Source organism: Kribbella sp. NBC_00482 (genome assembly GCF_036013725.1).
Taxonomy (GTDB): domain Bacteria; phylum Actinomycetota; class Actinomycetes; order Propionibacteriales; family Kribbellaceae; genus Kribbella.
The window spans coordinates 6618831-6644252 of sequence record NZ_CP107881.1; the positions used below are offsets into that span (position 1 = coordinate 6618831).

The window sequence follows — 25422 nt, forward strand, 5'->3', positions numbered from 1 at the left end:
CTTCAGCTTCGCCGGAAGAGAGTGGGTCGCGCTGCGGGCAAGAGTCCCGACCTGGCAGGCCTTTCGGCCGTCAGTCGACCGGGGCTGTGAGCTCGACGACGGTGCCCTGTGGGTGGTTGTCGCTGATCCGCACGGCGCCGCCGAGCGCCTGGGCGCGGTCGGTCAGGTTGCGGAGGCCGCTGCGGTGGGTGCCCAGGCCGATACCGATGCCGTTGTCGGTGACCCGGGTGATGACCTGGCCGGGGGAGACGGTGATCTCGACGGTCGCGTGCGAGGCCTCGGCGTGGCGGACGATGTTGGACAAGGCCTCGCGAATCGTGGCCAGGATCTGCGGCCGGACGGTCGCCGGTACGACGGTGTCGATCGGGCCGGTGCAGGTGAGTTGCGGCCGGAACCCGAGCGGTTCGGCGTACTCGTTGACCAGCGCGTGTACGTCGCCACGCAACGACGCGGTCGCCTCCGGCTGCTGCAGTTCGAAGATCGCGGCGCGTAGTTCGTGGATCGTCGTGTCGATCTCGTCGACCGCGCGGGCCAGGCGTTGCTGGTGCTCGGGCGCGACCAGCCGATGCATACCTTGGAGCTGGAGCCCGGTCGCGAACAGCCGTTGGATGACCAGATCGTGCAGATCGCGGGCGATCCGGTCGCGGTCCTCGAGGACGGCGAGCATGTCCCGATCCCGTTGCGCCTGAGCGCGCTCGACCGCGAGCGTCGCCTGGCCCGCGAACATCGCGACCAGGTCTGCTCCGTCGGCCATCCGTGAGTCGGCGCCTTGCGCGATCGCCACGACCAGCACGCCGCCGGTGCCGGCGCCGCCGGCCGGCAGCGGCGCCAACGTTGTCCTCGCCAGCGTCGCGCCTTCGGGGAACTCGGCCAACCCACCCGCGTCCTTGAGGAACTGCGCGAGGTCCTCGATCACGATCTGTTCACCGGCGCCCGAGGTGACGCGGCCGAGCACCGGTACGTCGCTGGGGATCCGGCGGCCGAGGTACTGCGAGTACCCGGGCGGCCCGTCGACAGCGCGGACGACCAGCTGATCCGCGTCAGTGAGGAGAACGGCCGCGACCTGCGCCCCGGCCACCTCGCGGGACCGCTGCGCGATCAACTGGAGCGCCTGGTCGGCATCGAACTCGCCGAGCATCAGCTGGGTGATCTCGGCCGTGATCTCGTGCCAGCGCCGGCGCTGCTCGGAGTCGGCGTACAACCGGGCGTTGTCGATGACGACGCCGGCCGCGGCAGCCAGGGCGGTGACGGCGCGTTCGTCGTCCTCGGTGAAGTCGGCGCCGCCGGTCTTCTCGGTCAGGTAGAGGTTGCCGTAGGCGTGTTCGCGGGTTCGGACCGGGACGCCGAGGAAGCTCTTCATCGGCGGGTGGTTGGCCGGGAATCCGTACGATCTGGGGTGTTCGGCGAGGTCGTGCAGGCGGATCGGCTCGGGGTGCTCGATCAGCAGGCCGAGGATGCCGTGGCCCTCGGGGTACGGTCCGATGGCGGCGATCTCGTCGCCGGTGACGCCGTGGGTGATGAAGCGGACGAGTCGTTTGCCGTCCGGCCCGACGACGCCGAGCGCGCCGTACCGGGCGCCGGCCAGCTCGCACGAGGCGGAGACAATGCGGTCCAGCGTGCTGTTCAGGTCGAGATCCGCGCCGATCCCGACGACCGCGTCGAGAAGCGCCCGCAAGCGCTCCTGGTACTCCATGAACTCGTCGACCCGCCCCAGCAGCTCCTGCAGGAGCGCATCGAGCCGTACTCGGGACAAACCCGCGTGCTCGAGCGCGCCTTCGTCCCACCCCCCACGCGAGCCTTCGGCCACGCGACCACAGTACAAATAACGGTGAGTTACCGGAAGCGCGGACGCCGTCCCCACGGGACCAGGCGCCGGCCGTGGACGGACTCGATCCCGAGCCGGACGAGCCGCGGCTCCTCCATCGGCATCCAGGAATGCAGAGCCAACGTACGACGCAACTCGGCCACCTCGTCGTCCGTGACCACGGACAGGTGCCCGATCGCCGTCACCGTCCACCCGATGTGCCGCTCCGCATCGACCTCGTCGGCCTCGAACGCGACCACATCGCCCCGCTCGGCGGCCCGGAACTTGTCGCCCTGGCCGGTGCTGAACACGATCGTGTCCTCGTCGACGACGAAGTTGACCAGCCGGATCGCCGGCAGCCCGGCATCGGTGTAGACCAGCCGGCCAAGTGGGAGCGACGCGAGCAGCCGCAGACAGTCCGCCGGCCCGATGATCTCCAGGCGGGATCTGTCGAACTGCTGCACCGTCCCGAACGTGTCCACGTCTCAACGGTCCGGCGATTCCGCGCGTGGCAGTAGGGCCGAAAGTCCCGAGCGGGAAGGGCCCCGTCGTGTATCACGAGCTCGCGGTCGGCGTTCTGTACCTGTAGAGAACTCTTGGAGGTTCCGATGGCACTGATCGAACTCACTGCAGACGACCTGTGCGCGATGGTGAGCTCCCCCTTCCCGTGTGAAGAAGGAACCATCATCGACCCGATCGCGGTCGCTCACTTCCTGGGTCTCGTCGAAACCGGAGCTGAGGTCTTCGGGGACGTCGATACCGGGATTGCCCCCATGAAAGGGCGGAAAGCCGACGGGCGTCTTGCCCTGGTGTCCTTGGCCTGCTCGATGGAGGCCAGCCAGGCCGTTGCGCGGGGGAGGACCGCGAGCCCGGACGCCGCCGAGAGCGAACCCGAACGCGCACACGTCAAGGACGCACTCGACGCCTTCACCGACGGTGTGATCGCGAGCCCGCCGGTCCTGAACACCGTGATCCCGCCACCTGGCACCGTCATCGTGATCGGCACCGTCGTCATCACGATCCCGACGCCGCCGCCCGTGCCGCCGCGTTGGGAAGAGGGCGAGCAGCTTGCCCGCACCGATCTGCTGGCCCTGGCTGTCCGTTTCCAGTCGGCGTCGAAGATGTCCGGCATCGGCACGACAGCGGAGGACCTCGCCGGGGCAGCGGCCCGGCTCATCGACGCTGCGATGGCGCGCTAACCGCGAACGACGTCGAGAGCCTGCCGGGCGATCTCCCATTCCTCGTTGGTGGGGATGACCAGCACGGCGACCGGGCTGTCCTCGGTCGAAACGATCCGTTCGTTCTCGGTGTTCCGGGTCGGGTCGAGGTGAACGCCCAGACCTTCCATACCGCTGAGCGTGGCGGCGCGGACCTCGGCGGAGTGCTGGCCGACGCCGGCGGTGAAGACGATCGCGTCGACGGTTCCCAGTACGGCGTAGTAGGCGCCGATGTACTTCTTCAACCGGTAGCAGTAGATGTCGAACGCGAGCTGTGCCCGCTCGTCCCCGGCCGCCCGCCGGCGCGACACCTCACGGAAGTCGTTCACGCCGGTGAGGCCTTTCAGCCCGGACTCGGAGTTCAGCGACCGGTCAGTCTCCTCGGCCGACCGCCCGGCGACCCGCGCGAGATGCCCGTGGATCGCCGGATCGAGATCGCCGGACCGCGTCCCCATCACGAGGCCCTCCAACGGCGTCAGCCCCATCGACGTGTCCACCGACTTGCCGCCCTGTACGGCGGTCGCCGAGCAACCGTTGCCGAGGTGCAGCACGATCAGGTTCACGTCCTCGAGTTCGCGCCCGAGCAACGCCGCGGCCTGACCTGCCACGAACGAGTGCGACGTACCGTGGAACCCGTACCGCCGGATGCCGTACTCGTCCTGCCAGGAACTCGGCACCGCGTACGTGTAGGCGTACGGCGGCAACGTCTGATGGAACGCGGTGTCGAAGACCGCGACATGCGGCAGGTCCGGCAACAGTCGCCGCGCGACCTCGATGCCCTCGAGATTCGCGGGATTGTGCAACGGCGCCAGCGGAACCAGGTCGGTCACCGCCGCGATCAACTCGTCGTCGACCAGCGCCGGCGCCGCGAACCGGTCGCCGCCGTGGACGACGCGGTGCCCGACGGCGACGATGTCCACCTCACCTAGCGCGGGACCATGCGTCTCGAACGCCCGTACGGCGGCCTCCAGCGCGGCCTCGTGATCGGCCACCGCCTGATCGTCGTCGAAGTCGCCCGCAGGCCCGTGGTGCAGGTGGTGGCTCTGCTCCTCGCCGATCTGCTCGACCAGCCCCGTCGCCGCGGCCTCACCGGTCTTGGCGTCGACCAGGCTGTACTTGAGCGATGACGAACCAGCGTTGATCACCAGCACGTGTCCACTCATCGCGCGCCACCCTGCTGTGCCTGGATCGCGGTGATCGCGACCGTGTTGATGATGTCTCGGACGGTCGCTCCTCGCGACAGATCGTTGACCGGCTTCCGCAGACCCTGCAGGACCGGGCCGACCGCGACGGCGTTCGCCGAGCGCTGCACTGCCTTGTACGTGTTGTTGCCGGTGTTGAGATCCGGGAACACGAACACTGTGGCCCGTCCGGCGACGGGGGAGTCCGGCAACTTCGTCCTCGCCACGGCGCTGTCGATCGCGGCGTCGTACTGGATCGGCCCCTCGACCGGCAGTTGCGGTGCGCGTTCGCGGACGATGTTCGTTGCCTTGGACACCTTTTCGACGTCGGTGCCGGCGCCGGACGTGCCGGTCGAGTACGACAGCATCGCGACCCGCGGCTCGACCCCGAACGAGGTGGCGGTCGCGGCGGACGAGATCGCGATGTCGGCGAGCTGCTCGGCCGTCGGGTCCGGGTTCACCGCGCAGTCGCCGTACACCAGGACCTGGTTCTCCAGGCACATGAAGAACACCGACGAGACGACGGAGACGTCCGGCACGGTCTTCACCACCTCGAGGGCCGGCCTGATGGTGTGGGCGGTGGTGTGGACGGCGCCTGACACCATCCCGTCCGCGAGTCCGAGCTGGACCATCATCGTGCCGAAGTACGACACGTCCCGGACGAGTTCGCGGGCGCGGTCGAGATCGACGCCGCGATGCTGCCGGAGACGGTGGTATTCGGCGGCGAACTGCTCGGTCAGCTCGCTGTTCTCCGGATGGACGACGTGCGCCGCGGTCAGGTCGACGCCGAGGGCCGCGGCCTTCGCGCTGATCGTGGTCGGGTCGCCGAGCAGGGTGAGGTTGGCGACGCCACGCCGGAGCAGTACGTCGGCCGCGCGCAGGATCCGCTCCTCCTCGCCCTCCGGCAGCACGATGTGCCTGCGGTCGGACACAGCCCGGTCGACCAGTTGGTGCTCGAACATGAGTGGCGTCACCGCGCTGCTGCGGGCGAGCGCGAGCTGGTCGAGCAGCGCCGTACCGTCGACGTACTGGTCGAAGAGCGCCAGGGCCGTGTCGATCTTGCGCGGAGCGTCCTTCGTGAGTCGGCCGCGGACGGCGGTCAGCTTCGCGGAGGTGGCCTGCGTACCGAGATCGGTCTCGATGATCGGGAGCGTGACGCCCAGACCTTCGATCAGTCGTTGCACCTGCGCCGGGAGTTCGAAGCCGCCGTTGAGCACGATGGCCGCGATCTGCGGGAAGGTCCGGGACGCGTGGGCCATCAGGACACCGAGCACGACCTCGGGGCGGTCGCCCGCGGTGACGACCGCGGCGCCGTCGAACAGGCGGTCCAGCACGTTCGGCATCGTCATCCCGGCGATCATCAGCCCGGTGACCTCGCGGGTCAGCAGCTGCGGGTCACCGCTCAGCAGCCGGCCGTCGATCGGCGCCATCAGATCGGCGACGAGCGGCTGGTTCAGCACCGGCTCCTCGGGGATCGCGAACGCCGGCGCCCCGATGCCGTCGAGCGCGGCGACGAGGAGCTTGCCTTCGCCGTCGTCCACGCGGTTCGCGATCACGGCGAACAGGGAGCCGTGGTTGGCGGCGAGCTCGGCGGAGGCCATATCGGCGATCGCCCGTACGTCGTGCGGCGTACGGCCGAACCCGTTCAGGACGAGCAGCACCGGCGCGCCGAGGTTCGCCGCGATCTTGGCGTTGAACGAGAACTCGGTCGGCGTGCCGACATCGGTGTAGTCGCTGCCGACGATCAGCACCGCGTCAGCCCGCTCGGCGACCGCGCGGTACCGCTGGACGATGGTGTCCAGCGCCGCGTCGGGATCCTCGTGCACCTCGTCGTACGTGACCCCGACGCCGTCGTCGTACGACTGCTCGACCGCGTCCTGCGAGATCAGCAGCTCGAGAACGTAGTCCCGTCCGCCGTGCGTCGCGGTGTCTGCGCGCACGATCGGCCGGAACACCGCCACCCGCCCGACTCGCCGGGACAACTGGTGGAGCACCCCGAGAGCCACCGTCGACTTCCCGGTCGTACCCTCCACCGAAGCGATATAGACACTGCTACCCATACCGCGAACCCTACGGAACCGAAGGTCCCGTCAAGGCGTGCAGGTGGTCGATCACGCTGCCGACCGCGATTCAACTCCTCGCGCGCCAATTCAGTTACTGAGGGAGTTCGGTGCCGGTGCGCTCGGCGACCATGTAGGTGGCGTACCAGGTCGGCCAGTTCTCGTCGGCCTGCCCGGTGCGGGCCTCGTGCTCGCCGTGGGCGGCTGCGGCGCGCCGAAGGGCCGCTTCGAGGTCGTCCACAGATGTGTACGTCGCCTCGTCCACGCGGCCGGGCAGCCGCTTGGTGACTTCCTGCAACAGCCAGGTGTTGCCGTCTGGGTCGTTGAACGTCGCGAACGACCCGTAGCTCGACCGCTCGTCGGCCGGCCCGGTCACCCGACCGCTGGTGTCGCCGGCTTCGAACTGCGCGCCGGGAGCCGCTGAGTGGAAGACCTCGCTGACCTTGGCCCCATGCGCCAGCAACTCGGACCGCGCCGCCTCCACATCGGTGACGACCAGGTAGAGCCCCTGCGCGGTGCCCGGCGCGGCCGAGGTGATGTGGGTGCCGAACTGGACCGAGGCGGGGGAGCCCGGCGGCGTGAACTGGACGACCCGGAACCCGTTGTCGAACGCGAAGTCCGCGTCCAGCCGCCAACCGAGGCCGCTGTAGAACTCCTTCGACCGATCGGCATCCGCGACCGGGATGACGACGGCTTCCAGCTTCAGGTCGGTGCTCATGACTTCCTCCAGGGGATTCGGGTCGTTCACTGACCTCCACCATGCCGCTCGGGCGCCCCCGTGACACCAGTGAGAATCCCTGGTCATTACCCGGGCACACCGGTGAGCGGCCCTAGAGTGCTGTCACGTGGACCACCAGATCGTTCTGATTGCCGGAGCCGGGCTCGCGATCATGATCGCGGCCTCGGTGTTCGCGCGCCGGACCGGCGTCGCCGCGCCGCTGCTGCTCGTTGCCCTGGGCATCGGAGCCAGTTACCTGCCGAGTACGCCGGCCATCCACATCGAGCCCGAGATCATCCTCGCAGGCATCCTGCCGCCGCTGCTCTACGCGTCCGCGGTCCAGCTCCCGGTCCTCGACGTACGGCGGAACTTCGGGCTGATCTCGTGGTTGTCGATCGTGATGGTGATCGTGTCCGCGCTGGTGATCGGGGCCGTCGTCCACGCGCTGTTCCCGAGCATCTCGTTCGCGCTCGCTACCGCACTCGGCGCGGTCGTGAGCCCGACGGACGCGGTCGCCGCGACCGCGATCGGGCACCGAGTCGGTCTCCCACCACGCCTCATGACCGTGCTCGAAGGCGAGAGTCTCGTCAACGACGCCTCGGCGCTCGTCGTCCTGCGTACGGCGGTCGCCGCGCTGGCCGTCACCAGCCACTTCAGCCTCGGCCACACCGCGCTCGACTTCGCCTGGGCGGTCGTCGGCGCGATCCTCATCGGCGCGGCCGTCGGCCTGCTGACCGCCGTACTGCGGCAGCGCCTCGACGACCCGGTGCTCAACACCACGATCTCGTTCGCCGTACCGTTCCTCGCCTACTTCCCGGCCGAGGCGGCGCACGCGTCCGGCGTACTCGCCGTGGTGATCGCCGGGCTCCTGACCGGAGCACTCGGCAGCCGGAAGTTCAGTGCCCGCGACCGGCAGACACAGGCGACCACCTGGACGACGATCAGCTTCATCCTGGAGAGCGGCGTCTTCCTCGCGATGGGGTACCAGTTACCGGAACTCGTCGACGACGCCCGTGCCGAGACGACGATCGGCGAGATCACCGGGCTCGTCCTGTTGGTGGTCGGCCTGCTCGTCGTACTGCGTTTCCTCGGGCTCGCCTGGCCGTGGCTGCAGGGCCGGTTCGGCCGGAAGGACCGTCATGAGCAGGTCCAGGCCCAGCTGGACCAGTTCGAGGAGCACCTCGACACGATGGAGCCGTCCGATCGGCGCGAGGAGAACCGCGTCGCCTGGGCGCGCAAACGCCTCGCGCGCGGCCGGGCGGACGCGGACTTCGAGAAGCGGGAACCGATCACCGGCCGCGGGATGGTGGTGCTCGCCTGGGCCGGGATGCGCGGCGTCGTGACGGTCGCGGCTGCGCAGACGATCCCGGCCGGTACGCCGCACCGCGACACGGTCGTGCTCGCGGCGTTCATCGTCGCCCTGATCACGCTGGTCGCGTTCGGGATCTCGCTGCCCGCGGTGATCGCGAAGATGCGGTTCCGTCCGGAGAGCAGCGAGGACAAGCGCGACTCGGTGCAGGCGCTGATGCGGCAGATCGGCGAGGCGGCGATCGACGCGGTCGGCCCGCTCGAGGAGCAGACCGTCGACGGCGAGCCCCTCGATCCGGTCGTGGTCAGCACGCTGAAGGACCGGATCGTGCCGCGCCTGGTCTCCGGGAGCCGGCAGCTCCGGGAGACCAAGGCGGACACGCGCGAACAGATGGAGATCCTGCAGCGCCGCTACCTCGACGCGATGCGGGAAGCCCTCGGGACGGAACGCAGTATCGGCGTGTACAGCTCCGACACGTACCGCCAGGTCGAGGGCTTCCTCGACACCATCGAGCAGCGGTTCAGCACGTCCTAGCGCAGGTGGCGGTTGAAGAACCGCACCATGCTCTCGACCTCGAACCGCGGCACTTCCTTGTGCGCGCCGGCGTTCGCGTGCAGGGACTTCTCCGTGGACGCGAACGCGTCGAACAACGCGATCCCGGAGTCACGCGGGATGTGCTGGTCGTCCCACTGCAGCAGGAACTCGACCGGCACCTTGATCCGGCGGGCGTGCTCCGCGAGCATCCCGTCGTACCAGAAGATGCCGAACACCGCGGCCGCGATCCGGGGATCGGCGGCGGTCAGCGGTACGCCGATCGCGGTGCCCATGTTGAGCCCGAAGTACCCGAACCGGCCGTCGACCTCGGGCAGTCGCTCGAGCGCGTCGAGGGTCGCCTGCCATTCGGGGACGGCGCGTTCGGCGAGATGCAGGTTGTACGGGACGACGATCGGGCCGACCGGTACGCCGGTGCTCATCGCCTCCTGCATCGCCGCGATCTGCTCGTCGTCGAGCGCCGTACGCGGCCGCTCGCCGTGACCAGGTGCGTCGATCGCGACGGCGTGGAAGCCTTCCGCGACGAGGCGCTGGGCGCGGCCGACCATCGGGAGCGCCTTGGCGTCGCGTCCGCCGCCGTGCCCGAGCAGGATCACTGGGGCGGGCTGACTCGGCGCGGCCGGTGACCAGAGCACGCCGTGGATGTCTTCGCCGATGGTGAACTCGCGTTCGAGGACGCCGTTCGTGGTGGTGCTGATGAAGTGCAGATCAGTCATGGTGGTGCCTTTCAGGAGTGCCTGGTTGCGGCGCTCCTGGCGACACCTAGTCCGATCGCCCTGCCGTGACGGAGAGAGGGAGCACCCGTCGAGATACAGCGTGCATGGGTACCACCTCCTCGTGTGAAGTCACGTCCGCCGGTACGGTACTCGCCCGCTCGACGTACCCGCCAACGAATTTCTCACCAGTCCGCGACACGTTCCTGGCTGCGGTCCTCGGTGGCGACGAGGACGTCGAGGAGGAACTCCTGGAGATCGGTGCGGATGTCTCGGTGCAGCGGGTCGTCCCAGAGGTTCTGCAGCTCGTCCGGATCGGCGGCGAGGTCGTACAGCTCACCGGTTCTGGCGGTCGCGGGGGAGCCGTGCTGGACGACGAGCTTCCAGTGGTCGCGCCGGAGCATCGTCAGGTGGACCGGGGTCGGGTACGGGTGGCCGCTGTTGCGGTACTCGCTCAGGGCCCAGCCGCGGCCCGCCGCGCGATTGGTGGCCAACGGCAACAGATCCTGGCCCTCGCCTTTGGGTTGCAGCCCGGCGGCGGTGAGGATGGTGGCGCCGAGATCGATCCACTGGACGAGCTCGGTGCTGCGGGTGCCGTCGGGGATCGTCGTGGGCCAGCGCAGGATGAGCGGGACGCGGACGGCCTGCTCGTACATCATCGGACCCTTGAGCATCAGCGCATGGTCGCCGAGCATCTCGCCGTGGTCGCTGGTGAAGATGACGAGCGTGTCGTCGCTGAGGCCTTCGGCATCGAGCGCGTCGAGGATCCGGCCGACCTCGTCGTCGACGAGCGTCACCATCGCGTAGTACGCCGCCTTCACCTCTTGCAGCTCTTCCGGGCTGTACGACGTGAAGCCGCGCGCGTGGCCGGCGTACGACTCGTGGGAGGCCTCGGTCTGGATCGGCGGCTTCCCGGTCAGGTCGTCGGGGAGTGGGCGGCTGAGTTCCTTGTCCCGGTAGCGGCGTACGTAGTCCTCCGGGGCGCCGAAGCCGTGGTGCGGGTCGAAGAAGTTGGCGACGAACAGGAAGGGCTTGTCGCGGTCGCGGGAGTGGGTGAGGAAGTCGATCGTCTGCTCGCCGATCCAGTGGCTGTAGTGGATCTCGGCGGGGAGCGTGTCGTAATCGACGTCCGTGTCGGCCAGGTCGGGGCGGAGGGTGTGGAGCCAGCGGTGGTACTCGTTCTCCGATGAGCCCGGGTACGGGTCGTGGGCCCAGCGGAAGACGCGGAAGCCGTCGTCGTGGCGCTTCTCGGAGCGGCCGCCGAAGCAGGCGTTCAGGTGGAACTTGCCGACCAGGCCGCAGTCGTAGCCGGCCTCGGCGAGGTCCTTGCTGAACAGGCGCTCGTGGTCCGGCAGGCTGACGCCGTTCGCCCACAGGCCGTGCTGGTGAACGTACCGGCTGGTCATCAGGCTGGCGCGGGACGGGCCGCAGACCGGGTTCTGTACGTAGCAGTTCTCGAACAGCGCGCCCTGCGCGGCGAGCCTGTCGAGGTTCGGGGTCTCGATCTCGTCGTTGCCGGAGGCACCGAGCGCGGAGAACCGCTGCTGGTCGGTGCAGAGGAGCAGAACGTTCGGCCGCATACGGACCAGTGTATTAAATCTGGAGTGTTGACAAAAAGCTGGTGCGGCGGTCAGAGTCGGGTCCCGTGGGTAGGGAATCGTCCGGGCCGCTCCGGCTGCTCCGGGAAACACACGAGGAACGGGTCCTTTCCGTCTTGCGCACGCGAGGTCCGCTCACGCGCGCCCAACTGGCCGAGCAGACCAGCCTCTCCCGCGCGACCCTGTCGTCGATCATCCAAACCCTCCTGACCAAGCAGACCCTGACCGAGCGAGCTGTCTCCGGGTCGGCAGTGCGCGGGCGCGGGCGGCCGGTCTCGGTGGTGACGTTGAATCCGGCGGGTGGGCTCGCGCTGGGGATCGATCTCGGGCAGCGCCGGATCCAGGTGACGATCTCGAACGTCGCGCACGAGTTCGTCGCCTCGGGCGCCATCGCCTGCGCCGAACGCACGCCGTGGGCCCGCCGCCTGCAGCTCGCTCTCGACCTGGTCGACAACCTGACCACCCGCCACGACATCTCGCTGACCGCGCTCGCCGGCGTCGGCGTGGGCATCGTCGGCCCGGTACCTACCGACGCCGTTCGGTCCCCTGATCGGGTTGCGTTGGTGGGGGACACGCTGCGTGCGAGGTTCGGCGTACCTGTCTATGTGGACAACAACACGCGGCTAGCAGCGCTAGCGGAAGCTGTGTGGGGCGCCGGCTCAGGCGTCGGGAGCGCGTTGTACTTGCGGCTGTCGTACGGCGTCGGCGGCGGGCTCGTGCTCGGTGGGCGGCTGTTCGCGGGAGCCGGTGGCGCGGCGGGGGAGCTCGGGCACATCAGCGTGGACCGCGACGGACTGGCCTGCTCCTGCGGCGGCCGCGGCTGTCTCGAGCGATATGTGTCGCTGACAACCCTGCAAGCGCAATGCGACAGCATCCTCGAAGCCCGCGACGAGAAGGCCCGCGACCTGCTGGCGGAGGCCGGCACACGCGTCGGCGAGGTACTGGCTGCCGCCTGCAACACCGTCAACCCGGAAGTCGTCGTGATCGGCGGCGAACTGGCCGAGACCGGCGACCACCTGTTCCAGCCGCTGCGGACCGCGTTCAGGCGCTACACCCACGGCCAGGTCCACCGCAGCGTACGCATCACCCGCGCCGCACTCGGCCCCGACGCCGCAGCCCGCGGCGGCATCGCCCTCGTACTCACAACCTCACCAGCGGCTCTCGACCAGGAGGCCTCTCGCCCGTGACTCCCGCCGCGATGATCGACATCCACCGGAACCGGCGGCACGCCATCGACCCGATGATCTACGGGCACTTCCTGGAGTCCGCGTTCTTCGGCAACATCGAGGGCGGCGTCTTCGATGAAGGATCACCACTGGCGTACGGCGGCGATGACACGCGGAACGGTCTGCGGACCGACGTCATTGAGCTCTGCCGGGAACTCGGTCTCCCGGTGGTCCGCTGGCCGGGCGGCAACTTCACCTCGGCGTACCGCTGGGAAGACGGCATCGGCCCGCGCGCCTCCCGGCCGCGACGGCTGGAGCTGGCCTGGGGATCCGAGGAGAGCAACCGCTTCGGCACCGACGAGTTCCTCGCCTGGTGCGCCGAGGTCGGGACCGAACCGTACCTCGCGCACAGCTGCCGCGACGTCGACGAGGCGGTCCGCTGGGTCGAGTACACCAACTACGGCGGCGACACTGAGTACACCCGGCGGCGAGCGTGTAACGGCCATCCCACGTCGTACGGCGTGAAGTACTGGGGACTCGGCAACGAGGTGTACGGCGACTGGCAGATGGGCCATCGCAGCGCCGCCGCGTACGCCGCCGACGCGGCCGAGCATGCCCGCTTCATGCGAGCTGTGGATCCGTCGCTCAAGTTCATCGCGGTCGGCAAGACCGACGACCGCGACGGCTGGACCGAGACCGTACTAGGTGCTATCGGCAACCAGATCGACTACCTGTCGTTCCACCTCTACGGCGCCACGACCCAGCTGATCGACGGCGAGGCGGAGTACGAGGCGATCGTCGCCCAGTCGCTCTACTTCGAGCAGCAGATCGTCGAGTACTCGGATCTGGTCGGCGGAATCGCGTCTCGGAACGGCAGCGCTCTCGCGCTCTCCTTGGACGAGTGGAACATCCGGCACGTCGAGCCCGCGACCTGGCCGGACCCGCAGCCGTCGGATGACGGCGGAACGGTCGCCCGCGAGGTCGACGGCCTACCGACTCATCCCGCGCACCGCGTGAACCGGTGGAGTCCGAGAACGCTGGCCGACGCGCTCTTCTACGCCGGCGTCTTCCACGCCCTGCACCGCGCCGCCGGCCGCGAGGTTCCTGTCGCCATGGCGAACACGGTGAACCTGCTGAACGCGAACGGCGTGATCGTCGCCCGCCCGGGCGGTGCCGTCCGCGCGGCGACGTACCACGTCTGGGACCTGTACCAGAACCACCTCGGCCCGATCGCGCTCGCCGCCGACGTACGGTCACCCGGCAAGCTGACCGCGGTACGGCAGGGCGACGAGCGCGACCACCGCGGCGAGTTCCGCGCCTATCCGGCGACCGTCCCGGATCTGGACGTCTCGGCGACCGAGACCGCCGACGGCAAGTCGATCCGTATCGCCGTCATCAACCGCCACCGCGACACCGCGATCCGCGCCGGCCTGACCCTCGACACGAGTCGAGACGCCCTGCCGACACGGGCCGCGGTGAAGCAACTGACCGCGGACGACGTACTCGCGTCCAACAGCCTGACCACCCCGGACGCCGTGAGCTTGCGCGACCTAGGCACCGTCGAGCTGACCGACGCGACCTACGACTTCCCACCCCACAGCATCACCCTGCTGTCCTTCGACCTCAGCTAGCCGAGGCGGCGTAGCGCTGTCTCGATAGCGATCTCGACTCGGGAAGTCATGCCGGGCACATCGACGGGACGGCGTCCAGCGACCTGACCACGGATCCACTTCGACCCGCTGTCGTCATAGTGCAGCAGGGCATACAGATCCCACCACGGATCGAGAGTCACCCCGGCGATCGACTGATAGAGCGACCGAAGCTCCTCCGACCACTCGGGCGAGTAGAGCGCCGCCAAGTATCGCCGACACTGCCCGACGTCAATCGCGCGCGACCCCCGATGGATGCCGTTCCAGTCGGTCAGCCCAGTAATCCTCCCGCGCGACCACAGCAGGTTGACAGGCAGGAAATCGCAGTGCAGAAAGACGGCAGCGCCCTTAGGCGGCGGCGCCGCCATGACACCGAACGCCGCCTTCCACACAGCCGGCTTCTGTGCGCCGACCGGCACCTGAAACCCGTCTCGAGGAGCGATCCAAGAATCCGTCCAAGGTCTGAACACCTTCGCGGGGAGATCGAGGGAATGCAGCAATACAGCAAGCTCCGCGATCCTCGTCAGCCACGACCGAGGTTCCGCCGGATTGAGGTGAACATGACCCGGCAACCGTGTCATCAGCAACGACGGCTGGCCTCCCGTCGAAGCACCAGCAACATCAGCAGCCAGGATGCTCGGAACCGGGAGCCCACTTCCCGCCACCACACCAAGGTTGGCGATCTCCTTCTCCAAGGCTTCCTGCAGGCCAAGCCCGCCGGGGTACTGCCGCAGTACGACAAACGTTCGCGTTCCACGGCGTTCGACAGTCACCCGATTCACGGCGGAGCAGACGCCACCGGTCAGTCGGCGATAGCCGACGACGCGACTGCCCCGACCCATCGACGCCGCAACCCAGGCGAGAGTCTCCACGGAGGGCCGACGCTGCCTGAACCCGCCGTCCCTCCATTCGCCGTCGGTCATACGGGCGAGCCTATTCATCAGGGGTCTGCGGCGATACGGGTTTTCCAACCCGCCAGGTAGCGCGGCCCGCTGACCATCTTTTCGACCAGGACCGTAATGATCGCCGGGGGAGTAGTGTCGCGAACATGGACGTCAACGCGCGCGTGCTGGTGATCGGTCTCGACCCGTACCGCGTTCCCGGGCCGTGGGACCCTGAGCCGGTCGCTACCGGGATCCAGGTCGGGATGGCGGACTTCGCCGCGCACGGCGTCGGCGCACAGACCTGCCTGGTCGGGTTGGACGGCAGCGACGACATCGAGGCAGTGATTGGCGCGGCGTTGGCAGCGCAACCGTGGGAGTGCGTTGTGATCGGTGGCGGGATCCGGAAGAACGAGGATCAGCTCGAGTTGTTCGAACGGATCGTCAACCTGACAAGACGGCACGCACCGGACGCGGCCATCGCCTTCAACAGCAGGCCGGACGACATCTACGACGCGGCCGCGCGCTGGCTCAGCGGAGGTCGAGACGCATGAGGATGCGGGGGTGCCCGGCGAGGGTCGACGTGGTGTCGGCGGCCTTGGTGAACCCGGCGTGCTCGAAGTTCTTGCGGATCCCGGCGTACGCCATTGTGAGATCGACCTTGCTGTTGCCGTTGTCGAGCGGATAGGCCTCGACCACCGGCGCACCGTTCTCGCGCGCGAACTCGACGGCGCCGGCGATCAACGCGTGCGAGATCCCCTGGCCGCGGTGCCCCGGGCGGACCCGGATGCACCACAGCGACCACACCGGCAGCTCGTCCACGTGCGGAATCTTCCGGTTCCGGGCGAACGTCGTGTCCGCACGCGGCGCGACCGCGGCCCATCCGACCGGCGTGTCACCGTCGTACGCGAGCACACCGGGAGCGGGCGTCGCCTGGCAGAGCTCCTCGACGTACTCGGCCCGCTCCGGACCGTGCAGCGCGTTGTTGAGCTTGGACGGAATCCGATAGCTCAAGCAGAAGCACACGTTGGACGTCGGCGACTTCGGCCCGATCACCGCCCGCACGTCATCGAAGACACTGGCCGGCCGTACGTCGATACCCACGGAGCTACCTCGGCCTTGCCGCTGGACAGATGGTCAACGAAACCTCGTCCGGACCTCGCCGCTGCACCTCGAGCAGCTTGCGCTCCTCGGCGTACCGGAGAGTCCTGCGTACGTCGTCCTCCGAGGCCAAGGTCCTTTCGGCGAGGGACGCGATCGTCTGCTCGCCGCCGCCCCAGAACACGACCGACACCAGATCCGAGGCGTACCCGGTGAATTGCTTCACTGCCTGGGACAGCTCGAGCGAGGCGACCGCATCGGCGGGCAGTTGCAGCACGTCCTGCGCCAGCGGCTTGTCGTTGATCCCGAAGTACCGGGTGCCGTCGAAGGTGAGCATCTGGAGCGCGACGTAGAGGGGGAGGAGGTCGCGTCGGACCTCCGGCTCGGGGACGTGGACCTGCCGGGCGATGTCGGCGAGCGTCGGCCAGCCTTCGCGCGTGGGGCTCTTGCTGAACGACTGGTCCAGCCAGTTCGGGCCGCGATGGTGATCGGCGCCCCAGGCGTTGATGTCGTCGACGGTCATCCCGTCAGCACGTCCGACCCATTCGACGACGCTGGCCACCTCGAGCTCCTGGTAGTACCCGAGCACCGAGTTCCACCCCGGATCGGCCTTGCGCACCGGCGGTCGGTGGCGGCGGAGCCAGCGCGGTGGGTCCGCGGGCTCCTGGTCCGGCCAGAAGTCCAGCTGCCAGAGGTCGGTCGGTGTGAGGTCGTCCTCGTCCTGGGGAGGTTCGGGCGCAGGCGGCAGCGCGCGGTGAGCCGCGCGGACCCGGTACATCCCGGGCTCACCCAGCCGCACATGCTCGTCGCCGGGGCCGGTCGTAAGTCCGGTCAGACTGACGGCTCCGCTCGGACTCAGGTATGGAGCCTCGAAGACGTCGCTCCATTGGTCATCGTCGGCCGGGCGGTCGTCGCGCAGTTGCACGCGGACGATGCACGGCCCGTCCCCGCCCGCTGCGTACAACCACCCGCGTCCGGAACGCCCGAGCGTGCCGACCGGATGCGCATCGTTCGCGGTCAGGTCCTCGTACCAAGACCCCCCGCGCACATCCTGCACGACGAGAATCCCGTCCTCAGGCATGTAGTGCTCGTCCTCGTGCCTCCCCAGTACACCCATGCGCGAACGGTAGTACAGCCATCCGACAATCTGGTTGGGCTCAGTGCTGGACGGCGTACACGAGCTTCTGGATGCCGTTGGGGTAGGACTCGCTCGACGTCAGGTTGAGGTTGAGCTTGTCGCGGTCGGCCTCGCTGAACAGCCGCTTGCCGGCGCCGAGGAGGACCGGGAAGACGAGCAGGTTGTACTGGTCGATCAGGCCCGCGTCGGACAGGTTGCGGTTGAGGGTGGCGCTGCCGTTGATGATGATCGGGCCGCCCTCGGTCTCCTTCAGCGCGGCGACGTCGTCGAGCGAGCGGAGGATGGTGGTCTCGCCCCAGTTCGACACCAGGTCGCTGTCCTTCAGGGTGGTCGAGACGACGTACTTCGGCATCGCGTTGTAGCGCGCGAAGTCCTCGGTCATCTCCGGCCAGACCAGCGAGAACGCCTGGTAGCTGACCCGGCCGAGCAGCATCGCGGTGGCTTGGTCCTGCTCTTCGCCCTTGAGCGCGTACGCCGCCTCGTCGAACGCGATGTCCTTGAAGGTCCAGCCCGTGTTGCGGTAGCCGACCTCGCCGCCGGGCGAGTCCACGACGCCGTCGAGAGAGATGAACGCGGTGGTGATGAGGGAACGCATCTGGTGCTCCTTGATCAGGTGGTGTGTGGTGCTTGTGCCTGAGCGTCGTTCGGGTCGCGGCGGAGACGACATCCGTGGAATGTGACGCCGGTCACTCTGCGGTGACGATCCAGGAAGCGGAGTCGAACAGGACGCCGTCGCCGGTGTCGTGGGCCGCGAGCATCGCACGTAGGTCAGCCTGCGCGCGCTCGGCGTCGGCTGGGGTGAGCTCCGCTAGCAGTGCTAGCGGTTCGCGGAGCTGGAGCACGTTCTCGTACGCCGTCGTGACATCGGGCCCGTAGTACAGCCGTTCCCGCACCTCGGCAAACGACACCTCGCCGTACCCCGCGGACCTGAGAATGCCCCGCACAACCTCCGGATCCCCGAACGAGAACGGCGACTCATCCCGAACTGCCGCGCTCTCGCTGATCGTCGCCGGGATGACCTGCGCCCATTCGTTCTCCGCGCGCGCCTGCCACACCATCGCGACCAGCCGGCCACCCGGCCGCAACGCCCGCCGCAGATTCGCGAACGCACCCACCGGATCGTCGAAGAACATCACCCCGAACCGGCTGATGCACACATCGAACGCAGCCTCCCCGAAGTCGTACGTCGCCGCGTCCGCGAGCAGATAGCTGACGTGTTCCGACGCCGTACGCCGGCGCGCATGATCAAGCATCCGCTCCGACACATCCACCCCAAGCACACGCCCCTGGCCGGCATCCGCCGCCGCCTCCCGCGTCGTCTGCCCGCCCCCACACCCGACATCAAGCACCCGATCCCCGGCCCGCACCCCACAAGCAGCCCGAAACCGCCCCTGCAAGAACCGCATCTCAGCGTCGTAGTCGAACACGCCCCCAGGCTAGAGCTTCACCGGGCACAACCGCCGGTGACTGGGGACAGGCAATAGCAGGTCCCGACCCACCATTGCCTATCCCGAGTCCGGGGCGCGGCGGGTCAGGTGGAGACGAACGTGACGGGGATGCCGTCGGGGTCGTGGGTGTCGGCGGTGGGGGACTGAGTGGTGAAGGCCAGGTGGGCGATGGTGGCGGCTGGTGGGGGTACGAGTTTCACCGTGTCGGCGCCAAGGCGGAACGTGTCGTCAGCGACACGTTCCATGCCGAGGTGGGTGCCGTAGAACTCGGCCGCCGCTTCGGGATCGGGTGCCGCGACCGCGACGTGCGTGAACCCGACTACCGGACCCGTCGTGATCGGGGCGACGCGGAACTCCTCCGAGCGCTGGAGCAGTTCGACGCGGACGCCGTTCGGGTCGGACAGGAACGCGAGGCGGCCCTGCCCGCTCCCGGCGACGCGGGGCGACGACAGTTCGGCGTACCCGAGGTCCATCAGCCGCGCGTAGTCGCCGTCGAGGTCGTCGGTCATGAAGCCGATGTGGTTCAGCCCGTACGTCGCCTGCGGGTCGGGCTGCTCGTGATGGAGCAGCTCGACCAGGCCGGTCGCGAGCTGGATGTGTACCCGGTTGACGCGCGGACCGGGCATGAACAACCGGTCGACCACCTCCGCCCCGAGCCCGCCGTAGAACGACAAGCTCGCCTCGAGATCCTGTACCCGGCCACCGACATGGTTCAGCTCGTAGATCACCCCACCACCGTAGCAAGCGCTTTCCGGAAGTGTCGCGGGTCGGCGCGTTGCGCGGACTGACTACGGTGGTGGGGTGGCGAAACGCTGGTCGTGGGTGGCGGTCGGAGTACTGCTCGTAGGGGTCTGGGCGGCCTGTTCCGACAAGGACACCACCGCCAAAACGGACCCCACCACCAAGCCAACCGCCACAACGACAACCAAGCCCACCACGAAGACCACAACGACGAAACCGTGGTACGACGACTACGATCCGGCGCACTTCGCGCCCGACGTACGGCGGTACGCCAAGCAGGCCGGGATCAACCCGCAGTTGCTGATGGCAATCTTGTACAACGAGTCGTACAAGCCGCACGACCCGAAGTTCGAGCGCCAGTGGGCCGAGGTGGACTCCGATCCGGCGTTCGGGATCGCGAACATGCACAAGCCCGCGTTCGACGAGACCAAACGCGGCCGGGACTTCGCGAAGCGGAAGTGGGAAGAGCTGCCCGACAACCCGGCGCTGGCGATCCAGGCCGCGGCCTGGCACCTCCACGACCTGGCGAAACGGCTGCCGAGCCAACGCGCCGACCTCTACACCAAGGACGAGTTGCTTGCCCTCGGCTACAACGCCGGCGGCGGCAACATGCGGATCTTCGCCCGCGGCCGCAAGGCCGGTTCGCAGGCGCAGTCGTACGTCGACCGCCTGCACGACAACTGGGCGAAATCCGCCGAAGCGCTCAAGAGCTGACAGGAGACGCTGTGAACATGGGGAACTTCGGGGCACCCGCGCTGGCCGTCGCCGACTGGCGCCGACAGGTCTTCGCGCTCTACCGGGACATCCGCGCCGAGAACGATCCGGCCGCCGCCCACACCCGATGGCAGGCCGGCCGCAACGAGTTGCTGACGAACCACCCGGCCTCACCGGTCCCGCCGGAACAGCGCGCGACGTACACCGGTGCGCCTGTCGCGCCGTACCGCCCGGAGTTCCGCTTCGAGGCGACCATCGAGACCGACGTGAAGCCGTTCAGCTGGGAGTTCCAGTCCGCGACCGACGGAGTGATCCCGTTCTCGCGCGTCGGCGTACTGCAGTTGCCGGTGGGTGACCTGGACGTGTGGTGGCTGGAGTCGTACGGCGGCGGTCTGTTCGTCCCGGTGAAGGACACCGGCAGGTCGACGTACGGCGGCGGCCGCTACCTGATCGACACGGTGAAGGGCGCGGACCTCGGTGTCGACGTGCACGAGTTCGTCGTCGACCTGAATTTCGCGTACAACCCGTCCTGCGCCTACAGCCCGGAGTGGACCTGCCCGCTCGCACCGGCAACCAACACCTTGAGTGTTGAGTTGCCGGTGGGCGAGCTATCAGGCTGAGGCTTCGAGGGCCCTGGTGAGCAGAGCGGCCAGGGCTTCGAGCTGGAAGTCGGCGGAGGAGCCGACCTCTTCGTCGGAGCCGTCGAGCGCCTTGGCGGCCAGGCCGGCCTTGGCGTCGATGAGGTCCGCGACCCGGGTGTCGATGGTCTGCGCGGCGATGATCCGCCACGCCGTGACCGGCTCGTCCTGCCCGATCCGGTGCACCCGGTCGATGGCCTGGGTCTGCTCGGCGTTGGTCCACGACAGCTCGGCGAGCACGACGTTCGACGAGACCTGCAGGTTGAGGCCGACGCCAGCGGTCAGCAGCGAGCAGACCGCGATCGACACCTCGGGATCGTTGACGAAGGCATCGATGTTCTTCTGCCGGGTGCGGGCGGTCTGGTCGCCGCGGATCGACGAGTACTTGATGCCGCGTTCGGCGAACAGCTCCTCGGCGGTGTCCATCACCTCGATGTGGCGGGCGAAGAACACCACCTTGCCGACGTTCTGCGCGAGCTGCGCCGCGTAGTCCGCGGCCAGGCCCGCCTTCGCCTGACCGATCCGGCGGAACAGGCTGAACACGTTGTCGCCGGTCTTCTTGGCCGCCATCTCGGTCCGCTCCCAGCCGGCCACCTGCCGGACCAGGTCGTGGTCGACGCCGTCCACGACAACGCCCGAGCGTCGGGTCTCCAGCGCGGTCCGGTACCGCTCGACGAGACGGTCCGCGAGCTCTCGCTCCGCGGCCCGGATCGAGCGGCCGACGGCGCCGTCGAGCTCGACCGGGAGGTCGGCGATCCGGCGGGCCGGGATGTCCGCGGCCACGTCGACCTTGCGGCGGCGGACGATGCCCATGTCGATCACGCTGGCCCGAGCGGCCGCGTTGAACCCGGGGTCGGCCGGGGTCAGGTCGGTCGCGTCGAGCTTCTCCATCAGCTCGGACCGCGGTGCCTTCTCGTCGATCCAGCCGAGGAACTCCCAGATCGCGGTGAAGTCCTCGATCGAGTTGATCAGCGGCGTACCGGTGAGAGCCATCAGCAGCGGCCGGGCGGTCCGGCTGCGGATCCGGTTGGCCAGGTCGAGCACGTTCCGGGACCGCTGCGACTTCTTGTTCTTGATGAAGTGCGCCTCGTCGACGACCATGCTGCGGAACCCGAGGTCGCCGAGCCAGCCGACGTGCCGGTCGAGGATCTCGTAGTTCACCACCACGATGTCGGCGAAGCCGTCGATCGTGTCGCCGTCGCCGTGGATGACGGTCGGCGTACGGCGGGGTGTCCAGAGGCCGACCTCGCGGGCCCAGTTCGTCTTGACGACGTTCGGCACGACGGCCAGCAGGGGATAGGCGTCGGCGGCCTGCGCGGCGAGCAACGCCTGGGCGGTCTTGCCCAGACCGGGCTCGTCGGCGAGCAGGAACGTCCGGTGGCCCTCCGCCGCGGCTTCGATCACTCCGGCCTGGTGCGGCATCAGCTCGAGCCCGCGGAGGCGGAGCGCGTCGATGCCGCCGGCGAGCCGGAGCGACTTCGGGTCGGGCAGGTGCATGGTGGCCGAGGCCGCGGCGTACTCGAAGGAGCGCAGCAGCGGTCCGATCAGCTCCCAGCCGCCCAGCCGGCTCGGCTTGGCGGCGCGCGACGGGGCGTTGGAGAAGTCGGGCGGGAGGAACGGGTTGGCGAGCTGCCGGGACACGACCGCCTGCGGCACCACCCGCCGCTGCGTCTCCGGGGGAGCGACTGGTTGCTCCGGCTCCGGCTCCTCGGGCGCCTCCATCCCGGCGTCCTCGAGCATCTGCCGCTTGAGCGCGGCCGCGGCCTCGGAGATCACCGCGTCCTCGGCCAGCAGCACGAGCAGCGAGGGCTCCAGCGCGGCGGTCTTCGCCAGGATCGTCGCGATCCCGTCGAGCCGCCGGAGCTGCTCGGTGCGGTACGCCTCGGTGGCGGACTCGGCGCCGTTCACGCGGGATCGCTCCTCGCGGACCAGCAGCGCGACGATCTGGAACTTCGTCCGGGTCGACGGCTTGATCGCGCCACGGGTGACCGCGGTCTCGACCTCGCGCACTGCCTGCGCGAGGACCTGGATCAGACCGTCGGACTCGCCGTCACGGACGCGACGCCGGCGACGGGGAGCGGAACGGGTAGCGCCGGGCTGGCGCTGACCTCGTCGGGCCAACATTTCCTCCTGTGTCGTGCCACGGCGGAGCCGTGACGGAATACCGGACCACGCGAGGACCGACCCGCCGACGAGGCGTGGCCCCGTGACGTACCCCATGACGTGCAGAGGGCCGTCCAGAGGGTCCCCCAGGAAAACGGCTCAGAATGCACCGCTCCTGTACGCGCGATCGAGATCCCATGGTACCCGCACTCGTCCGAATGTTGCAGACCGGCACCGGGTACCAGCCCGGAACACGAAGAACTTCGGCGATCTTCGAGGGGTGAACAGTGGAGCAGATCGAGGCCAAGGCACTGCGCGACGACGAGTTGCGGGGGATCGACGCGTACTGGCGCGCGGCCAACTACCTGTCCGTCGGGCAGATCTATCTGCTCGCCGATCCGCTCCTGCGGGAGCCGCTGCGACCTGAGCACATCAAGCCGCGGCTGCTCGGCCACTGGGGTACGACGCCTGGACTCAACCTGATCTATGCGCACCTGAACCGGGTGATCCGGCAGCGGGACCGGGAGATGTTGTTCGTTACCGGCCCCGGACACGGCGGGCCGGCGCTGGTGGCGAACACGTGGCTGGAGGGGAGCTGGACGGCGGCGTACCCGAACACGACGCGCGACGAGCACGGCATGGGGCGGCTGTTCCGGCAGTTCTCCTTTCCGGGAGGTATCCCGAGTCACGTGGCCGCGGACGTGCCGGGATCGATCAACGAGGGCGGCGAGCTGGGCTACTCGCTCAGCCACGCCTACGGCGCGGCCGCCGACAACCCGGATCTGGTCGTGGCCTGTGTCGTCGGTGACGGTGAGGCCGAAACGGGCCCGCTCGCGGCGTCGTGGCACTCGAACAAGTTCCTGAACCCGGCGCGCGACGGCGCCGTACTGCCGATCCTGCACCTGAACGGCTACAAGATCGCCAACCCGGCGCTGCTGGCGAGGATCGGTGACGAGGAGCTGACCGCGCTGATGCGGGGCTACGGGTACGAGCCGTACCTGGTCGACGGCGCCGAGCCGGCCGAGGTTCACCAGGCGCTGGCAGCCACGCTGGACCGGTGCCTGGACCGGATCGACGAGATCCAGCGCGAGGCGCGGTCCGCGGACCAGGCACCGGCGCGTGCCGCCTGGCCGATGATCGTGTTGCGGACGCCGAAGGGGTGGACCGGCCCGCGAACGGTCGACGGTGAGCAGGTCGAGGACACGTGGCGATCCCATCAGGTGCCGCTGTCCGGCGTGCGCACGAACGAGGAGCATCTGCGCCAACTGGAGTACTGGCTCCGCAGCTATCGGCCCGAGGAACTGTTCGACGACCAGGGCCGTCCCGTCCCGGAGCTCCTCGAGCTCGCCCCGGGTCCGGAGCGGCGGATGGGATCGAGCCCGCACGCCAACGGCGGTGTCCTGAGCCGTGACCTCGAGCTCCCGCCGGTGGAGGAGTACGCCGTACCAGTGAAGGCGCCTGGCGCCGAGGACGGGGAGCCGACGAAGGTCTTCGGCGCGTTCCTCCGGGACACCTTCCGGCGTAACCCGGACAACCTGCGGCTGTTCGGGCCGGACGAGACCGAGTCGAACCGGTTGAGCGCGGTGTACGAGGAGACCGGGAAGCGGTGGCTCGCCGAGCGCCGGGACACCGACAACCATCTCGCGCCGGACGGCCGCGTGCTGGAGATCCTCAGCGAGCACACCTGCCAGGGCTGGTTGGAGGGGTACCTGCTCACCGGGCGGCACGGTGTGTTCTCGTCGTACGAGGCGTTCGTCCACATCGTCGACTCGATGGTCAACCAGCACGCGAAGTGGCTGAAGACGATCAACCGCCTCGAATGGCGGCTGCCGGTCCCGTCGCTGAACTACCTGCTCACGTCGCACGTCTGGCGGCAGGACCACAACGGGTTCTCGCATCAGGACCCGGGATTCATCGACCATGTGGTGAACAAGAAGGCCGAGGTCGTCCGGGTCTACCTGCCACCGGACACGAACACGCTGCTGTCCACGATGGATCACTGTCTGCGGACCCGGAACTACATCAACGTCGTTGTCGCCGGCAAACAGCCGCAGCCCAACTGGCTCGACTGGGACGAAGCGGCGGCGCACTGCGCTCGGGGCGCCGGCGTCTGGGACTTCGCGAGCAACGACGAGGGCGATCCCGAGGTCGTGATGGCCTGCGCCGGCGACGTGCCGACGATGGAGACGCTGGCCGCGGTCGACCTGCTCCGCGAGCACCTGCCGGAGCTGCGGATCCGGGTCGTGAACGTCGTCGACCTGATGCGGCTGCAGGACGCGACCGAGCATCCGCACGGGCTTCCGGACGCGGAGTACGACGCTCTGCTCACCACCGACAAGCCGGTGATCTTCGCGTACCACGGCTACCCGTGGCTGATCCATCGCCTCACCTACCGGCGGCACGGTCATGCCAATCTGCACGTCCGCGGCTACATCGAGGAGGGAACGACGACCACGCCGTTCGACATGGTGGTCCGCAACAATCTGGACCGCTACCACCTCGCGATGGACGTCATCGACAGGGTGCCGTCGCTGCAGTCCCGGGCAGTGTCGACGCGGCAGTACTTCGCCGACCAACGCACCCGCCATCACGCCTACGTCACCCGCTACGGCGAGGACCTGCCAGAGGTCCGCAACTGGCGCTGGTCAGCCGAGTAGTCGGACCGCGACATCGCCGCGGCCGGCATCTACA

22 protein-coding genes are annotated in these 25422 nt (G+C 68.8%); 8 read left to right on the plus strand and 14 right to left on the minus strand.

Going from position 1 to position 25422, the window contains the following annotated elements; all coding sequences use genetic code 11:
* Nucleotides 1-70: 70 nt before the first annotated feature.
* Nucleotides 71-1807, minus strand: coding sequence for a sensor histidine kinase (locus OHB24_RS32110; protein ID WP_327634613.1), 1737 nt, complete (start codon nucleotides 1805-1807; stop codon nucleotides 71-73).
* A gap of 26 nt (nucleotides 1808-1833) precedes the next feature.
* Entirely contained in the window at nucleotides 1834-2286 is a 453-nt protein-coding gene (locus tag OHB24_RS32115) for a pyridoxamine 5'-phosphate oxidase family protein (protein WP_327634614.1), read from the minus strand.
* A 126-nt stretch (nucleotides 2287-2412) separates the two neighbouring features.
* Between OHB24_RS32115 and OHB24_RS32120 the strand changes: the two genes are divergently transcribed.
* The gene (locus tag OHB24_RS32120) at nucleotides 2413-3003 is read left to right on the plus strand and encodes a hypothetical protein (RefSeq protein WP_327634615.1); all 591 of its coding nucleotides are present in this window, start codon (nucleotides 2413-2415) and stop codon (nucleotides 3001-3003) included.
* Here OHB24_RS32120 and OHB24_RS32125 read toward each other — a convergent pair.
* The 3 genes from OHB24_RS32125 to OHB24_RS32135 form a co-directional block, all read right to left on the minus strand.
* On the minus strand, nucleotides 3000-4184 hold the full coding sequence (locus tag OHB24_RS32125; RefSeq protein WP_327634616.1) for an acetate/propionate family kinase: 1185 nt from the start codon (nucleotides 4182-4184) through the stop codon (nucleotides 3000-3002). The two genes, OHB24_RS32120 and OHB24_RS32125, sit on opposite strands and share 4 nt — an antisense overlap.
* Complete coding sequence (gene pta / locus OHB24_RS32130; protein WP_327634617.1) at nucleotides 4181-6262, minus strand: phosphate acetyltransferase; 2082 nt, start codon at nucleotides 6260-6262, stop codon at nucleotides 4181-4183. The genes OHB24_RS32125 and pta overlap by 4 nt, the downstream gene beginning before the upstream one ends.
* A gap of 94 nt (nucleotides 6263-6356) precedes the next feature.
* Nucleotides 6357-6980 carry a VOC family protein gene (locus OHB24_RS32135; RefSeq protein WP_327634618.1) on the minus strand — a complete coding sequence of 208 codons (624 nt, stop codon included), beginning with the start codon at nucleotides 6978-6980 and terminating at the stop codon, nucleotides 6357-6359.
* A 127-nt stretch (nucleotides 6981-7107) separates the two neighbouring features.
* Between OHB24_RS32135 and OHB24_RS32140 the strand changes: the two genes are divergently transcribed.
* Nucleotides 7108-8823, plus strand: coding sequence for a cation:proton antiporter (locus OHB24_RS32140; protein WP_327634619.1), 1716 nt, complete (start codon nucleotides 7108-7110; stop codon nucleotides 8821-8823).
* On the opposite strand, the gene OHB24_RS32145 is transcribed toward OHB24_RS32140, so the two are convergent.
* Together OHB24_RS32145 and OHB24_RS32150 are read right to left on the minus strand one after the other, a co-directional pair.
* Entirely contained in the window at nucleotides 8820-9557 is a 738-nt protein-coding gene (locus OHB24_RS32145) for an alpha/beta hydrolase (protein WP_327634620.1), read from the minus strand. The two genes, OHB24_RS32140 and OHB24_RS32145, sit on opposite strands and share 4 nt — an antisense overlap.
* 182 nt (nucleotides 9558-9739) lie before the next feature.
* Nucleotides 9740-11134, minus strand: a complete 1395-nt coding sequence (locus OHB24_RS32150) for a sulfatase family protein (RefSeq protein ID WP_327634621.1) — start codon at nucleotides 11132-11134, stop codon at nucleotides 9740-9742.
* Between the two features lie 134 nt (nucleotides 11135-11268).
* On the opposite strand from OHB24_RS32150, the gene OHB24_RS32155 reads away from it, so the two are divergent.
* Together OHB24_RS32155 and OHB24_RS32160 are read left to right on the plus strand one after the other, a co-directional pair.
* A complete protein-coding gene (locus tag OHB24_RS32155) occupies nucleotides 11269-12339 on the plus strand; it encodes an ROK family protein (RefSeq protein ID WP_327634622.1) in 1071 nt (356 codons plus the stop codon).
* Nucleotides 12336-13949 carry an alpha-L-arabinofuranosidase C-terminal domain-containing protein gene (locus OHB24_RS32160; protein WP_327634623.1) on the plus strand — a complete coding sequence of 538 codons (1614 nt, stop codon included), beginning with the start codon at nucleotides 12336-12338 and terminating at the stop codon, nucleotides 13947-13949. Before OHB24_RS32155 ends, OHB24_RS32160 begins: the two co-directional genes overlap by 4 nt.
* On the opposite strand, the gene OHB24_RS32165 is transcribed toward OHB24_RS32160, so the two are convergent.
* Complete coding sequence (locus OHB24_RS32165) at nucleotides 13946-14890, minus strand: phosphotransferase family protein (protein WP_327634624.1); 945 nt, start codon at nucleotides 14888-14890, stop codon at nucleotides 13946-13948. The two genes, OHB24_RS32160 and OHB24_RS32165, sit on opposite strands and share 4 nt — an antisense overlap.
* A 125-nt stretch (nucleotides 14891-15015) precedes the next feature.
* Here OHB24_RS32165 and OHB24_RS32170 point away from each other — a divergent pair, with 125 nt between their 5' ends.
* The gene (locus OHB24_RS32170) at nucleotides 15016-15402 is read left to right on the plus strand and encodes a hypothetical protein (RefSeq protein WP_327634625.1); all 387 of its coding nucleotides are present in this window, start codon (nucleotides 15016-15018) and stop codon (nucleotides 15400-15402) included.
* On the opposite strand, the gene OHB24_RS32175 is transcribed toward OHB24_RS32170, so the two are convergent.
* From OHB24_RS32175 to OHB24_RS32195, 5 genes are all read right to left on the minus strand, one after another.
* The gene (locus OHB24_RS32175; RefSeq protein ID WP_327634626.1) at nucleotides 15380-15952 is read right to left on the minus strand and encodes a GNAT family N-acetyltransferase; all 573 of its coding nucleotides are present in this window, start codon (nucleotides 15950-15952) and stop codon (nucleotides 15380-15382) included. The genes OHB24_RS32170 and OHB24_RS32175 overlap by 23 nt on opposite strands.
* A gap of 4 nt (nucleotides 15953-15956) precedes the next feature.
* Nucleotides 15957-17066, minus strand: coding sequence for a DUF6042 family protein (locus OHB24_RS32180; protein ID WP_327634627.1), 1110 nt, complete (start codon nucleotides 17064-17066; stop codon nucleotides 15957-15959).
* 40 nt (nucleotides 17067-17106) lie between these two features.
* Nucleotides 17107-17682, minus strand: a complete 576-nt coding sequence (locus OHB24_RS32185) for a dihydrofolate reductase family protein (RefSeq protein WP_327634628.1) — start codon at nucleotides 17680-17682, stop codon at nucleotides 17107-17109.
* Between the two features lie 91 nt (nucleotides 17683-17773).
* Nucleotides 17774-18514: a class I SAM-dependent methyltransferase gene (locus OHB24_RS32190; protein WP_327634629.1), complete on the minus strand. Its 741-nt coding sequence runs from the start codon at nucleotides 18512-18514 to the stop codon at nucleotides 17774-17776.
* A 104-nt stretch (nucleotides 18515-18618) separates the two neighbouring features.
* The gene (locus tag OHB24_RS32195; RefSeq protein ID WP_327634630.1) at nucleotides 18619-19263 is read right to left on the minus strand and encodes a VOC family protein; all 645 of its coding nucleotides are present in this window, start codon (nucleotides 19261-19263) and stop codon (nucleotides 18619-18621) included.
* 73 nt (nucleotides 19264-19336) lie between these two features.
* On the opposite strand from OHB24_RS32195, the gene OHB24_RS32200 reads away from it, so the two are divergent.
* Together OHB24_RS32200 and OHB24_RS32205 are read left to right on the plus strand one after the other, a co-directional pair.
* Nucleotides 19337-19990 carry a transglycosylase SLT domain-containing protein gene (locus tag OHB24_RS32200; RefSeq protein WP_327634631.1) on the plus strand — a complete coding sequence of 218 codons (654 nt, stop codon included), beginning with the start codon at nucleotides 19337-19339 and terminating at the stop codon, nucleotides 19988-19990.
* A gap of 17 nt (nucleotides 19991-20007) precedes the next feature.
* The gene (locus OHB24_RS32205) at nucleotides 20008-20610 is read left to right on the plus strand and encodes a DUF1684 domain-containing protein (RefSeq protein ID WP_327634632.1); all 603 of its coding nucleotides are present in this window, start codon (nucleotides 20008-20010) and stop codon (nucleotides 20608-20610) included.
* Here the strand turns inward: OHB24_RS32205 and OHB24_RS32210 are convergent.
* The gene (locus OHB24_RS32210) at nucleotides 20602-22752 is read right to left on the minus strand and encodes a DEAD/DEAH box helicase (protein WP_327634633.1); all 2151 of its coding nucleotides are present in this window, start codon (nucleotides 22750-22752) and stop codon (nucleotides 20602-20604) included. The genes OHB24_RS32205 and OHB24_RS32210 overlap by 9 nt on opposite strands.
* Nucleotides 22753-23018: 266 nt before the next feature.
* Between OHB24_RS32210 and OHB24_RS32215 the strand changes: the two genes are divergently transcribed.
* A complete protein-coding gene (locus OHB24_RS32215) occupies nucleotides 23019-25388 on the plus strand; it encodes a phosphoketolase family protein (protein ID WP_327634634.1) in 2370 nt (789 codons plus the stop codon).
* Nucleotides 25389-25422: the final 34 nt, after the last annotated feature.

Bases quoted from the DNA above. Each gene is read 5' to 3' on its own strand.
- OHB24_RS32120 (WP_327634615.1), top strand. From the start codon at position 2,413: ATGGCACTGATCGAACTCACTGCAGACGACCTGTGCGCGATGGTGAGC.
- OHB24_RS32125 (WP_327634616.1), bottom strand. From the start codon at position 4,184: ATGAGTGGACACGTGCTGGTGATCAACGCTGGTTCGTCATCGCTCAAG.
- pta (WP_327634617.1), bottom strand. From the start codon at position 6,262: ATGGGTAGCAGTGTCTATATCGCTTCGGTGGAGGGTACGACCGGGAAG.
- OHB24_RS32135 (WP_327634618.1), bottom strand. From the start codon at position 6,980: ATGAGCACCGACCTGAAGCTGGAAGCCGTCGTCATCCCGGTCGCGGAT.
- OHB24_RS32145 (WP_327634620.1), bottom strand. From the start codon at position 9,557: ATGACTGATCTGCACTTCATCAGCACCACCACGAACGGCGTCCTCGAA.
- OHB24_RS32150 (WP_327634621.1), bottom strand. From the start codon at position 11,134: ATGCGGCCGAACGTTCTGCTCCTCTGCACCGACCAGCAGCGGTTCTCC.
- OHB24_RS32165 (WP_327634624.1), bottom strand. From the start codon at position 14,890: ATGACCGACGGCGAATGGAGGGACGGCGGGTTCAGGCAGCGTCGGCCC.
- OHB24_RS32170 (WP_327634625.1), top strand. From the start codon at position 15,016: ATGGACGTCAACGCGCGCGTGCTGGTGATCGGTCTCGACCCGTACCGC.
- OHB24_RS32180 (WP_327634627.1), bottom strand. From the start codon at position 17,066: ATGGGTGTACTGGGGAGGCACGAGGACGAGCACTACATGCCTGAGGAC.
- OHB24_RS32185 (WP_327634628.1), bottom strand. From the start codon at position 17,682: ATGCGTTCCCTCATCACCACCGCGTTCATCTCTCTCGACGGCGTCGTG.
- OHB24_RS32205 (WP_327634632.1), top strand. From the start codon at position 20,008: ATGGGGAACTTCGGGGCACCCGCGCTGGCCGTCGCCGACTGGCGCCGA.
- OHB24_RS32210 (WP_327634633.1), bottom strand. From the start codon at position 22,752: ATGTTGGCCCGACGAGGTCAGCGCCAGCCCGGCGCTACCCGTTCCGCT.